Origin of the sequence: Micromonospora sp. CA-240977 (genome assembly GCF_050942285.1) — a bacterium.
In the GTDB taxonomy this organism is placed as follows: Bacteria; Actinomycetota; Actinomycetes; order Mycobacteriales; family Micromonosporaceae; genus Micromonospora.
The window spans coordinates 6,529,786-6,542,034 of record NZ_CP192055.1 but is presented as its reverse complement, the minus strand read 5'-3'; the positions used below and the strand labels follow the sequence as shown (position 1 = coordinate 6,542,034).

10 protein-coding genes are annotated in these 12,249 nt (G+C 71.2%); 6 read left to right on the top strand and 4 right to left on the bottom strand.

The genetic code is table 11. The features are described from left to right. Positions 1 to 111: 111 nt before the first annotated feature. On the top strand, positions 112 to 360 hold the full coding sequence (locus tag ACQPWW_RS29660) for a hypothetical protein (protein ID WP_433127066.1): 249 nt from the start codon (positions 112 to 114) through the stop codon (positions 358 to 360). A gap of 132 nt (positions 361 to 492) precedes the next feature. Then, positions 493 to 858, top strand: coding sequence for a WhiB family transcriptional regulator (locus ACQPWW_RS29655; RefSeq protein ID WP_433051804.1), 366 nt, complete (start codon positions 493 to 495; stop codon positions 856 to 858). A 293-nt stretch (positions 859 to 1,151) separates the two neighbouring features. Here ACQPWW_RS29655 and ACQPWW_RS29650 read toward each other — a convergent pair whose 3' ends face one another. The 3 genes from ACQPWW_RS29650 to ACQPWW_RS29640 form a co-directional block, all read right to left on the bottom strand. Continuing rightward, positions 1,152 to 2,498 carry an ABC1 kinase family protein gene (locus ACQPWW_RS29650; protein WP_433127064.1) on the bottom strand — a complete coding sequence of 449 codons (1,347 nt, stop codon included), beginning with the start codon at positions 2,496 to 2,498 and terminating at the stop codon, positions 1,152 to 1,154. Further along, positions 2,495 to 3,607 (bottom strand): hypothetical protein, encoded by a 1,113-nt coding sequence (locus ACQPWW_RS29645; protein ID WP_433127063.1) that lies wholly within the window; start codon positions 3,605 to 3,607, stop codon positions 2,495 to 2,497. Before ACQPWW_RS29645 ends, ACQPWW_RS29650 begins: the two co-directional genes overlap by 4 nt. A gap of 215 nt (positions 3,608 to 3,822) precedes the next feature. Further along, complete coding sequence (locus tag ACQPWW_RS29640; protein WP_167457767.1) at positions 3,823 to 3,993, bottom strand: DUF5679 domain-containing protein; 171 nt, start codon at positions 3,991 to 3,993, stop codon at positions 3,823 to 3,825. 513 nt (positions 3,994 to 4,506) lie between these two features. Here ACQPWW_RS29640 and ACQPWW_RS29635 point away from each other — a divergent pair. Continuing rightward, positions 4,507 to 5,037 (top strand): M48 metallopeptidase family protein, encoded by a 531-nt coding sequence (locus tag ACQPWW_RS29635; protein ID WP_433127062.1) that lies wholly within the window; start codon positions 4,507 to 4,509, stop codon positions 5,035 to 5,037. Between the two features lie 491 nt (positions 5,038 to 5,528). Further along, a complete protein-coding gene (locus ACQPWW_RS29630) occupies positions 5,529 to 6,137 on the top strand; it encodes a hypothetical protein (RefSeq protein WP_433127061.1) in 609 nt (202 codons plus the stop codon). Positions 6,138 to 6,653: 516 nt separating this feature from the next. Here the strand turns inward: ACQPWW_RS29630 and ACQPWW_RS29625 are convergent. Next, positions 6,654 to 7,943 (bottom strand): zinc-dependent metalloprotease, encoded by a 1,290-nt coding sequence (locus tag ACQPWW_RS29625; protein ID WP_433127060.1) that lies wholly within the window; start codon positions 7,941 to 7,943, stop codon positions 6,654 to 6,656. 115 nt (positions 7,944 to 8,058) lie between these two features. Here ACQPWW_RS29625 and ACQPWW_RS29620 point away from each other — a divergent pair, with 115 nt between their 5' ends. Continuing rightward, positions 8,059 to 9,072, top strand: coding sequence for a YlbL family protein (locus tag ACQPWW_RS29620; RefSeq protein WP_433127057.1), 1,014 nt, complete (start codon positions 8,059 to 8,061; stop codon positions 9,070 to 9,072). 96 nt (positions 9,073 to 9,168) lie between these two features. After that, on the top strand, positions 9,169 to 12,183 hold the full coding sequence (locus ACQPWW_RS29615; protein WP_433127056.1) for a UPF0182 family membrane protein: 3,015 nt from the start codon (positions 9,169 to 9,171) through the stop codon (positions 12,181 to 12,183). Positions 12,184 to 12,249: the final 66 nt, after the last annotated feature.

Sequence of the window (12,249 nt, the reverse complement as noted above, 5' to 3'; positions counted from 1 at the left end):
CTCGCCCCGGCGCGAGGAATAGCCTCAGGACACACCACGCGAGCGGCGCCATTCCGGCTGCTCACGGGGGTTGGTTCAGTCGATTCGAGGAACGTGAGGGAGGTGGCACCCGTGAAGATCTTCACCTATGAGCGTCCGATGGCGATGCCGTCTGTCCACGCTCCGCTGTCGACTGTCCGGGTGGCCCTCGCGGCCGCACGACCGTCGGTTCCGCAGGTGCACCAGGTTCAGGCCGAGCTGATCCTGACCGTCGCACCAGTCGGAGTCGAGGGGACCAGTGGCTCCACGGGCAATGGCATCCAGGTCGCCAAGAAGCGCACGGATGTCCGCGGCGTTCCACCTCGAGGTAAACCGGTCTGACCATCAGACACACCGGCTCACCTCGAGGCCGCGGAACCCGCTTACCGGGATCCGCGGCCTCAGTTTTTTGCCCGTCGTCAGTACGTCGGAATGCGATCCACGAGATCGAAGTGAGAGAGAGGTGACCGGGAGATGAGTCTGGCGTTGGCCCCAATCGACGTGAGTGTCGAGATGGAGGCGAACCTGCCCTGCCGGAAGTTCGACCCCGACCTGTGGTTCTCCGACTCGCCTGCCGAGCTCGAGCTGGCCAAGTCGCTCTGCGGGGACTGCCCGCTGCGCGTCGAGTGCCTGGCCGGGGCGGTGGAGCGAGCGGAGCCGTGGGGCGTCTGGGGTGGCGAGATCTTCGAGCGTGGCGCGGTTGTTCCGCGTAAGCGGCCCCGTGGCCGTCCACGCAAGGAGGACGTCGCCCGCGACGCCGAGCTTCGGGTCGAGGCCGAGGCGCGCCTGGCGGCCAGTGGGCTGTCCGAGGTGCGTGGCGCGGTCCGGCTGGCAGCCTGACATGTTCCCGACCCGTACCAACTACGCCGGTGGCACACCGGCAGTGAGCGAGATGACGATGTTCAACCTTCCGAGTGGAGCCTTCGAGATGCAACTACTCCACGAAGCGTTGTCCCGGGCTCGAATGCGTCGGCCTCAGGCCGGTCGTACCACCACGAGCACTGAGGCAACCCGATCCGCCCGTACCGTCGCGATGAACAGCCGCAACCAGTCGGCTCGTGACCTGGGCGTTCTCTAGTACCACCCCACGAGGAAGGGCGGGTGCCGACCGGCACCCGCCCTTCGTGACGTGGTCAGGCGACCGGTGCGAAACCGGGCAGCCAGCGTTCCAGGATGCTGCGGTACGGGGCCTTGGCCTCCAGTTGGCACAGCACCCCGATCGACCCGAGCGTCACCCGGTGGATCAGCAGGTACGACGGCGGCAGGTTGAGCTGCCTGCTCAGCTGGTAGGTGGGGGAGCGGGGGCTGGCAAGTCGGCCCGCCTCGCCCCGGAGCCAGGCCCGGGTGAACCGGAACCCGTCCGCCGCGATGGGCTCCAGCATCGGGCGAATGAAGTCGAGCACCCCCTCGGCGTCGATCTCCTCGGCGGAGCCGATGAAGCCCTCCGACCGCAGCCCGGCCACCACCCCGTCGGCGTCGCCGCGCAGGGCCAGCGCGGCGATGCGACCGATCGGCTCCGGTGTGCCCTCCGGCATCCGGGCCACCGCACCGAAGTCGATCACGCCGAGCCGGCCGTCGGGTAGCAGCCGGAAGTTTCCCGGGTGCGGGTCGGCGTGCAGCAGCCCGGCCCGCTGCGGCGCGGAGAGGTGCAGGGTGGCCATCAACCGGCCCGCCTCGTCCCGCTCCTCCTCGGTGCCCTCCCGGATGATGTCGGCAAGCGGAGTGCCCGTCACCCACTCGGTGACAAGCACCCGGGGCGCTGCCTTGATCACCTTCGGGATGTAGATCTCCGGGTCGTCGGCGTACGCCTCCGCGAAGGCGCGCTGCGACTCGGCCTCCAACTCGTAGTCCAGCTCCTCGGTGATCCGCTCGCGCAGCTCGACGAGGAGGGGCTTGACGTCCAGGCCGGGCTGGATGGCCCGGAACATCCCGCCCAGGCGGGAGAGCTGCTTCAGGTCGGCGAGCAGCGCCTCTCCGGCGCCCGGATATTGGATCTTGACAGCGACGTCGCGGCTGTTCGGCGCGCCCGACTCGTCGAACCCCGGCTCACGCCACCGGGCCCGGTGCACCTGGCCGATGCTGGCCGCGGCCGCCGGGACGTCGTTGAACTCGACGAACCGGTCCCGCCAGTCCGGGCCGAGCTGCTCGGTCAGCACCTTGTGCACACTTGCCACCGGGAGCGGGGGCGCCGCCTCCTGGAGCTTGGTGAGCGCCTGGCGGTAGGGCGCGGCGATCTCCTCCGGCAGCGCGGCCTCGAAGACCGACAGCGCCTGGCCGAACTTCATCGCCCCGCCCTTGAGCTGGCCCAACACGCTGAACAGCTGCTCAGCGGTGCGCTGCTGGATCTCCGCGGAGATCACGTCGGAGGCGATCCCGGTGACGCGCTTTCCCATGCCGAGAACGGTCCGACCGGCGAAGCCGAGCGGCAGGGCGGCGAGCTTGGCGGTGCGGGACACGGCGCGGCGCGGGATGTCGGTCACTCGGTCATTGTTACCGACCGGAGGGCCCCGCTGCTGCTCTGCGGCCGGGCTGGTGCGGACACTCGCCCCCGCGAGCACTCACAGGCCGGGTGTGGCGGCCAGCCCCGACGACGGAAACGGCCCGCGGCAGTGATCTCCATGGCCGCGCCCAGCGTCTCCGGCTGCCCGCCGTCAAGCTGTGTCAGCGCCTCGGCCAGCGCGTACCCGATGGCGGCGAGCAGCGTCCCGGTCGCGCCGGCGGCCACCGGGTCGGCGGCGGCGAGTTGGGCGGCGAGCCGCGGCCAGTCCGGATCGCGGTCGGCCCGGTGCAGTTCGACGCAGTGCAGGCAGGGTCCGGCGGGCGGGCAGACCAGCGGCCCGATGACCGGTACGCCCTCGCGCAGGGTGACAAGCAGGTGTGGCTGCCGGCGCTGAGCGAGACCGGCGGCGAGCAACGCGGGAGGCCGGTCCGTGCCGAGTTGGATCACCAGGTCCACCCGACCGGCCCGGATCGGCTGGGTGCCGGTACCCGGCGCGGCGCGGTCGACCGCGGCCCGCACCGCCGGTGCCAGCGGGCGGCCCAGCTCGGCGGCGGAAATGCCGGTGCCGACCAGGTCGACGGGGCGCACCGGGCCGGTGAGGAGGGGGACGACGTGCCCGACGCCGGACTGCGCCAACGCCACAGTCAGCGGCCCGCCGAGCGCCCCGGCGCCGGTGAGCACGACTCGGGCGACCCGTCGTCGACGCAGGACCTGGGCGGGGGTGCCGGGCAGCCGAGCGGCGGTCAGGGCCAGCGCGCCGGCCTCCGCGGTGAGCCGGGCGCGGACCGGGCCGGCCAGGTCACGGGGGAGCAGGCTGTGCGCCGGCACCAGCAGGCCGGCCGCACGCAGGGCGTCGAGCAGGGTGCGCGCGTCGTCGCTGGTGACCTGGGTGGCGGTCGCGCGATCCAGCACGGCACGCTCGCTGTGGGTGCCGTCGAGCAGGTCAAGCAGGTGGGCGGCGCGCGGGTTGGCCAGCTCCAGCAGCACCGCCGGCCCTGGACCGACGCCGAGTTGCAGGGTGTGCCGGTCTCGCCAGAGCCGGTTGAGGCCGGGCAACAACGTGGGGCGGGGCAGAACAGTGCGGCTCATGGTCACCAATCGTGACCGCGTCTTCGCGTTCGGTCGATCGTTGTCCACAGGCGCGCAGGCCGCTGTCCAGCCTTGTCCACAGGCTTTGCCGGGTTATCCACAGGCCGCCAACAAGGCTGTCGGTCACCCGACAGGCCGTCGACGACCCGCCGCCCGTGCAGACGGCGAGGGGGCGGGGTGACCGTCGGCCACCCCGCCCCCGCCACTCGTACGGGTCAGACCTTGGCCTTGCCCAGGATGCGGTTCACTGTTGTTCCGCATACCGGACACTTACCCTTTGCCATGTTCATCCCGGTCTTCGAGACCTCAACGTGCCCCTCGAAGTCCCGCTTCTCCTTGCACTTCACGCAGTAACCGTTGTAGGTCGTCTGGGCCTGGTCGGCCACGGTGCCCTCCTCGTCTCGTCCGCCGGTCGATGCCGTCCCGGCGGGGTGCCCGGCGGCGGGCCACACGGGGCGCCGGCGCTGGGTCTCACTCCACGGCCACCCTCGTGACCGCTGGTCCGCGGACCCTACCCAGGTCTGGGCGGTTCCATGTCAGCTGTGCATCGACACTGTGAGCTAGTCGACGTCGAGAGTGTGCATGGCGAAATAGGTCGGATAAGTCAGTTTGGCGGGGACACGCCGACCAAACCCCCACAGACACCCATGCGAGTGCCCCCCGGGGGGCGTTCGGCGCCGTGATCACTTACGGTGGAGAGGTGTCGCGTACCGACGCCATCGGTGTTCACGAAGGGTGACGAGATGGCGCGATGGCGTTGCCGTCAAGAAATTTTCAGGACGTCAGGCGACCAATCACCATTTTCCGGGCGCGTGTCGTGTGGTTGACTCTTGCGGACCCCTGGTCAGTACGCATTAGCTTTCCTTCGTGACACGTAGCCGAGGCTGCGCGGGCCAGTGATGGCGGGGACGCGCAAGCCGGTCGTCGAGGTGCGGCGCAGCCAGCGTCGGCGACGCACGGTGTCTGCGTACCGTGACGGTGAGCGAGTCGTCGTCCTCATCCCGGACCAGTTCTCCCGGGCCGAGGAGAGCGAGTGGGTCGACCGGATGCTCGCCCGGCTCGCCGCCCGGGAGGGGCGCCTGGCCCGCTCCGACGCCGAGCTGCTGGCCCGCGCCACCCGGCTCATCGACCTCTACCTCACCGGGTACGCCACGAAGGCGGTGCCGGCCAGCGTCCGGTGGGTCACCAACCAGAACGGCCGATGGGGCTCCTGCACACCCGCCGACCGCAGCATCCGGATCTCGCACCGCGTTCAGGAGATGCCCGACTGGGTGATCGACTACGTGCTGCTGCACGAGCTGGCGCACCTGATCGTGCCCAGCCACAACGCCCGGTTCTGGGCATTGGTCGGCCGCTACCCCAAAGCCGAACGCGCCCGCGGCTACCTCGAAGGTGTGGCCGCCGCCTCCGGCGCACCTCTCCCAACCTGATCCAGCCCCCCGAGCCCCGCGCCCCGCGCGCCATCCAGCGCCCCGCGCCCCGCGCGCCATCCAGCGCCCCGCGCCCCGCGCGCCACGCAACGCCCCGCGCCCCGTCCAGCGTGCGCCCGGCCAAGATCGACTCGTCTTCCTGGAGGTCGTGCTGTCGACGGCCCTCGGAGGCCGCGGTTTCACGGAGGCCGAGTTGATCTGGTGGCTGGGTCGGGCGGGGCGGCCGTGCGAGGCGTCGGGGGTCACGTGGCGGCGCGGGGCGACCAGTCAAGGTCGACTCGTCTTCCTGGAGGTCGTGCTGTCGACGGCCCTCGGACACCGCGGTTTCGCGGAAGCCGAGTCGATCGTGGTGGCTGGGTCGGGCGGGGCGGCCGTGCGAGGTGCCCGGGCCCACGCGGCGGCGCGGGGGCGGCGGGACGGAGACGAGTAGGCCGGGCGGGGCGAGTAGGTCGGGCGGGGCGAGTAGGCGGGGCGGGCGCTAGGGTCGAGGGATGGCACGACGGGTGGTGGTGGCGTTGCTCGGGCCGGTGCAGTGGTCGCCGCCCGGCGTCGACCGGGCAGAATGGCGAGCCGCTCTCGCGGAAGATGTCATCGACCTGCTCGCCACCCTCAGCGAGGTGGAGGTTGCGGTCGCGGTTACCCCGGCCGATCGGGCTCTGGCGGACGCGCTGGTGTGGCCCGGCACTGTCGTGTACGAGGTGACCGAGCCGACGCCGAACGCCGTGTTCGCCGCTCTGGAAGGCTACGACCAGGCGGCGGTGCTGGTCGGTGACGTACCTGACCTGCCCGCACTGACCGTCGGCAAGCTGCTGCGCCCACTCACCACCCGGCCGGTAGCGGTGGCCCCGGCCGAGGGCGGCGGCCCGGGTCTGCTCGGGGTGGCGGTGCGACTGCCCGCGCCGGACTGGTTACCGACGCTCGAGTTGGACACGGCGACACCGGCGGACGCGCGCTCCGGCGCTCCGCGACCGGGCGACGTGGCGGTCACCGCCGGCTGGCGCCGACTGCGCGGCCCGGCTGACCTGGCCACCTTGAACCCGGCCTTCGAGGGCTGGGAAGTGACCCGCGCCCTTCTCTCGGGCTCGGGGCGCCCCGCCTGACCAGCCGAACCTGCCCGCCAGCAGGCCCAGTCCGCCAGCAGGACTAGTCAGCCAGCCGGCCCAGTCCGCCGGACCCGGCGACAGTGCCCCGGCGTCAGTCCGCCATTCCGCCAGCCCGCAGCCCCAGTCCGGCCGCCGGCCCGCCGACGTCCCGCCGCCACACCGGCAGCCCCAGCCCGCCGCCCCGCCGACAGCCCACGGCCCCAGTCCGGCCGCCGCCCCGCCGACAGCCCACGGCCCCAGTCCGGCCGCCGGCCCGCCGACATCCCGCCGCCACGCCGACAACCCGAGCCCGCCGCCCGGCCGACATCCCGCGGCCCCAGCCCGGCCCGCCGACAGCCCGAGCCCGCCGGCCCGCCGCCCGCCGACAGCCCGAGCCCGTCGGCCCGGCGACAGCCCGAGCCCGTCGGCCCGGCGACAGCCCGAGCCCGTCGGCCCGGCGACAGCCCGAACCCGCCTGGGTGCCCGCCGTCGATCAGGCGACCACCCGCGGCTCAAGCCGTCGATGTGCGGATGTCAGGACTTGGCGTCGTCCTCGCCGTCGGTCTCGTCGGGCTGGCCCGGGGCCTTCTCCTCGGCCCCACCGGGAGCGGTGAAGTCGAAGGTGTCCAGCTCGCTCAGGTCCATGTCGTTCATCGCGAAGGCGACCGGGTCGGCGAAGTCGTCATCCGAGGGGAGCAGGTCCGGGTGGCCCCAGACGGCGTCGCGGCCTTCGATGCCGCGATGCTCGGTGAGCGCGGCCCAGAGTGCCGCGGCCTCGCGAAGGCGGCGCGGGCGCAGTTCCAGGCCGACGAGCGCGGCGAAGGTCTGCTCGGCGGGGCCGCCAGCTGCCCGGCGGCGGCGGAACGCCTCACCCAGCCGGACGACGTTGGGCAGCCGGTCGCTGGCGGCGCTGTCCACGACGTGGCAGACCCAGCCCTCGACCAGGGCGAGTGCGGTCTCCAGTCGTGCCAGAGAGGCCTTCTGCGCCGGGGTGTCCTCCGGGGTGAAGATGCCCTCCAGGGCGATCGCCTGCATGGACTCCGGGTCGGTCGGGTCGACCCGGCCCATTGCCTCCTCGATCGCCTCCCGGTTGACCCGGATGCCCGAGGCGTACATCTCGACTGCGCTGAGCACATGCCCGCGCAGCCACGGGACGTGCTGGAACAGCCGCTGGTGGGCGGCCTCGCGCAGCGCCACGTAGAGGCGTACCTCATCCTCGGGAAGTTCCAGGCCCTCGCCGTACGCCCGGATGTTGGCCGGGATCAGCGCGGCCGTGCCGGCCGGGCCGAGCGGCAGCCCGATGTCGCCGGCGGAGAGCACCTCCGCGGCGAGCGAGCCGAGCGCCTGGCCGAGCTGGCCGCCGAAGAGCGCGCCGCCGAGGGTGGCGACCATCGACTGCATCGGCCCGAGTTGGGCGCGCGCCTCCGGCGGCACCAGGTCGCCCATCGCGCCGACCATCCGGCTGGCGACCGGGTCGCAGAGCTTGCGCCACACGTCCAGCGTCTTGAAGATCCACTCATTGCGGTTCCAGGCGACCGGTGACTGGATGCCCGACGGCCACGACGAGGCCGGCTCCAACCACAGGTCGGCCAGGCGCAGCGCCTCCTCGACGGCGTTGCGCTCATACGGTGACACCGCCGGGTCGCCGGCGGCGGCGAGTTGGCTGGCCGCTACCTGCCGGGCCAGGTCCCAGTTGACCGGCCCGCTGCCCGGCGCGGAGAGCAGGTGCTGCAACTGCGACATGAACTGCTGCATCTGCGCGGGATCGTTGGGGTCTGGTGGCTGCCCACCCGGGAGCGCGAAACCGAACGGAATATCAGGCACGACGTCTACGGTACGCGGACCGCGCCCCAGGTCGCCGCCGCTGGCGTTGCGCTGAGGGCGAAGTCGCGTGGCGCATCCGGCAGGAGGAGTCCGGCCGGTCGGTACGCTCTGCGGCATGAGACGTCGTGGCCTGACGGTCCTGCTCGGTGCCCTGTTCACCGCCCTGCTGAGCATCGGGGTGCTGCGGGTGCCGATCCCGTACGTGGTGCTCGGCCCAGGCCCGACGGTCAACACCCTCGGCACGGCCGACGGCAAGGAGGTCATCCAGGTCTCCGGGCGGGAGACCTCGACCTCCGCCGGTCAGCTGCGGCTGACCACGGTGGGGGTGCAGCCCACCGTGCGGTTGCGGGGGGCGATCGCGGGCTGGTTCTCCGACGACGAGGCGGTGGTGCCGCGTGAGCTGGTCTACCCGCCGGGGGAGTCGACCGAGCAGGTCGAGCAGCGCAACGCGGAGGACTTCAAGGCGTCGCAGACCAGCGCGGAGACCGCCGCGCTGCGGGAGTTGGGCTTCCCGGTCCAGGTGGTGATCAAGACGGTGGCCGGGGACGGCCCGGCGGCCGGGGCGCTGAAGGCCGGCGACGTGATCACCTCCGTCGACGGTCAGCCGGTGCCGGTGGCCGCGAAGGTCACCGAACTGGTCCGGGCCAAGCCGGCGGGTACGGCGTTGACCATTGCCTACACCCGCGACGGCGCGCCGGCCACGGCGACGGTGACCAGTCGTGAGCAGGACGGCCGACCGCGGATCGGTGTCGAGATCGATCAGCAGCAGCCGCACCCGTTCACACTCGGCATCGACCTGGGGGACATCGGCGGGCCGAGCGCCGGTCTGATGTTCGCCCTGGGGATCGTCGACAAGCTGACCCCGGCCGATCTCACCGGCGGCCAGATCATCGCCGGCACCGGCACCATCGACGACGAGGGCACCGTCGGCCCGATCGGCGGGATCGCCCAGAAGCTGGTCGGCGCGAAGCACGCCGGCGCCAAGGTCTTTCTGGTACCGGCCGACAACTGCGCCGAGGCCGTCCGCAATCCGCAGCCCGGTCTGCCGCTGTTGCGGGTGGGTTCGTTGGACGAGGCGATGACCGCCCTGGAGACGTTGCGCGCGGGGGGCCAGCCGACCCGTTGCTGACCGGTGTGACCGTGCCCCGACACGCTCAGGAACACCCCGTACTCTGGGTGCCTGGTCGGAGCCGATCACATCGAGCGTGCGGAGCCAACAGTGGTCATGCGTAGCAGCAGCCCCCTGCCGAGGATGAGCCGGCGCGGGCGCGTCACCATCGCTGTCCTGGTCGGGGTGTTCGTGCTCTTCACCCTGCTCGGCTGGGGTGTCCAGGCGTGGACGGACTGGCTCTGGTTCGACGAGGTCCGCTACACCGAGGTCTTCACCGGTGTGCTCGTGACCCGACTGTTGCTCTTCCTCGCCGTCGGTCTCGGCATGGCGGTGGTCGTCGGTGGCAACCTGTGGCTGGCTTATCGGTTGCGTCCGCGACTGCGTCCGCACTCGGTGGAGCAGGCGACGCTGGAGCGTTACCGGATGGCGCTCAGCCCGCGACTCGGCACCTGGATCGCGCTGACCGCCGCGGTGGTCGGGCTCTTCGCCGGCCTCTCCGCGCAGAACCGGTGGAGCCAGTGGCTGCTCTTCCGCAACGGCGGTGACTTCGGGGTCAAGGACCCGGAGTTCGGGGTGGACATCGGCTTCTACGTCTTCCAGTTGCCGTTCTGGCGTTACCTGCTCGGGGTCGCCTTCACCGCGGTGGTGCTGGCCGTGATCGGCGCGCTGGCGGTGCACTACCTCTTCGGCGGGGTCCGCCTGCAGGGCGTCGGGGACCGGATGAGCAACGCGGCCCGCGCGCACCTGAGCAGCCTGGTCGCGGTCTTCGTGCTGTTGAAGGCCATCGCGTACGTGCTGGACCGGCGGGCGATGTTGCTGGAGTACAACGAGGGCGCCAAGTTGTACGGCGCTGGTTACGCCGACGTCAACGCGCTGCTGCCGGCGAAGGAGATCCTGGCGTACATCTCGATCGTGGTGGCGATCGCGATCGTCGTGTTCTCCAACGCCTGGATGCGGAACCTGGTCTGGCCGGGGATCTCGCTGGCGCTGCTCGGTGTGTCAGCGGTGGCCATCGGCGGCATCTACCCCTGGGCGGTGCAGACCTTCGAGGTCAAGCCGAGCGCCAAGGACAAGGAAGCGCCGTACATCCAGCGCAGCATCGACGCGACGCGGGCGGCGTTCGGGCTGGAGGCCACCCAGACGACCCCGTACGCGGCGAACAACCTCACCCCACCGGCGAACCTGGTCACCGACACCTCGGTGGTGTCGAACGTGCGACTGCTCGACCCGCAGCTGGTCAGCGAGACGTACACCCAGCTCCAGCAGGTGCGTGGCTTCTACGACTTCGGCCCCAAGCTGGACATCGACAGGTACGGGGTGAACGGGAAGGTCTCCGACTACGTGGTCGGCGTCCGGGAGATCAACTACGGCGAGCTGACCGACCAGCAGAACACCTGGATCAACCGGCACACCGTCTACACCCACGGGTACGGGCTGGTCGCCGCCCCGGCCAACCAGGTGGTCTGCGGCGGGCAGCCGTTCTTCGTGTCCGGCTTCCTCGGCGAGAAGACCCAGGAGGCGTGCTCCTCGCAGACCGAGCAGATCCCGGCCAAGCAGCCGCGCATCTACTACGGCGAGCGGATGGCGGCCGACGACTACGCGATCGTCGGTCAGGCCGACCCGAACAAGAAGGCGGAGTTCGACAGGCCGGTCGGCGAGGGTGGCGGCGAGTCCTACACCTACACCGGCGAGGGCGGCGTCAAGATCGGCTCCTTCACCCGTCGGCTGTTGTACGCCATCAAGGAGCAGGAGTCGAACTTCCTGCTCTCCGAGGCGGTCAACAAGGACTCCAAGCTGCTCTACGTGCGTAACCCGCGGGACCGGGTGGAGAAGGTCGCGCCGTTCCTCACGCTGGACGGCGACCCGTACCCGGCGGTGGTCGACGGTCGGGTGCAGTGGATCGTCGACGGCTACACCACGGCGGCCACCTACCCGTACGCGGAGCGGGTCAACCTGCAGACCGAGACCACCGACGAGTTGACCAACCGGGGCACGTTCCAGCTGGCCCGGGAGAACGTCAACTACATGCGCAACTCGGTGAAGGCCACTGTCGACGCCTACGACGGCACCGTGAAGCTCTACGAGTACGACGACACCGATCCGGTGCTCAAGGCCTGGAACAAGGCGTTCGGCGGTGACCTGGTGCTGCCGAAGGCGGAGATCCCGGTCGAGCTGACCGAGCACCTGCGCTACCCGGCGGACATGTTCAAGGTGCAGCGCAACCTGCTGACCAAGTTCCACGTGACCAACCCGGGCGACTTCTACTCCGCGCAGGACTTCTGGCAGGTGCCGACCGTCCCGGACGCTCCGGACAGCGGCCAGAAGCAGCCTCCGTACTACCTGTTCACCCAGTTCCCGGAGCAGGACAGCCCCCGGTTCCAGCTCACCGCCGCGGTCACCCCGAACGGCCGGCAGAACCTGGCCGCGCTGATCTCCGGGTCGTACATCGACGGGAATCCCCGGCTGGAGGTGCTGGAGTTGCCGGATCAGACCCGGATCTCCGGCCCGGTGCAGGTGCACCAACAGATGACGAACAACGCCAACATCCGCCAGCAGCTCAACCTGCTCTCCAGCAACCAGGCGCAGGTGCAGTACGGCAACCTGCTCTCGTTGCCCTTCGCCGACGGCATGCTCTACGTCGAGCCGGTCTACGTGAAGAGCAACCAGCAGGACGCGTACCCGCTGTTGCAGAAGGTGCTGCTCTCCTACGGTGACGGTGGCTCCTTCGTGGCGCTCGCCGACAACATCAACGACGGCATCAAGCAGCTGGTCGAGCAGGGCAAGAAGGCCGGGCAGGGCACGTCGCCGCCGCCGACCACCGGGGGCAACCCGACGACGCCGACGACGCCGACGCCCAGCGGGAGCGCCACCCCGGCGCCGACGCCGAGCGCCAGCATCCCGCCGCCGACCGGTGACCTGGCCGTCGCCGCGGACCGGGTGCAGACCGCGATCACCGAGGTCCGGGCCGCGCAGACGTCGGGTGACTTCGAGCGGTACGGTCGTGCGCTCAAGACGCTGGACGAGGCGCTCACGGCGTTCCAGCAGGCGCAGCAGGCCGCCAACCCGACCGGAGCGCCAAGCGGTGGCGCCCCACCGTCGCCGAGCGGCAGCCCGAGCGCGGGCGGCTGACCGCACTCGCCGGGCGCGACTCTCGGAGCCCTCGTCGTCGGACCATCCCGGTCCTGGCGACGAGGG

Excerpts from the sequence above, each read along its gene's own strand:
- ACQPWW_RS29655 (WP_433051804.1), top strand. The coding sequence starts at position 493 with ATGAGTCTGGCGTTGGCCCCAATCGACGTGAGTGTCGAGATGGAGGCG.
- ACQPWW_RS29645 (WP_433127063.1), bottom strand. The coding sequence starts at position 3,607 with ATGAGCCGCACTGTTCTGCCCCGCCCCACGTTGTTGCCCGGCCTCAAC.
- ACQPWW_RS29635 (WP_433127062.1), top strand. The coding sequence starts at position 4,507 with ATGGCGGGGACGCGCAAGCCGGTCGTCGAGGTGCGGCGCAGCCAGCGT.
- ACQPWW_RS29630 (WP_433127061.1), top strand. The coding sequence starts at position 5,529 with ATGGCACGACGGGTGGTGGTGGCGTTGCTCGGGCCGGTGCAGTGGTCG.
- ACQPWW_RS29620 (WP_433127057.1), top strand. The coding sequence starts at position 8,059 with ATGAGACGTCGTGGCCTGACGGTCCTGCTCGGTGCCCTGTTCACCGCC.
- ACQPWW_RS29615 (WP_433127056.1), top strand. The coding sequence starts at position 9,169 with ATGCGTAGCAGCAGCCCCCTGCCGAGGATGAGCCGGCGCGGGCGCGTC.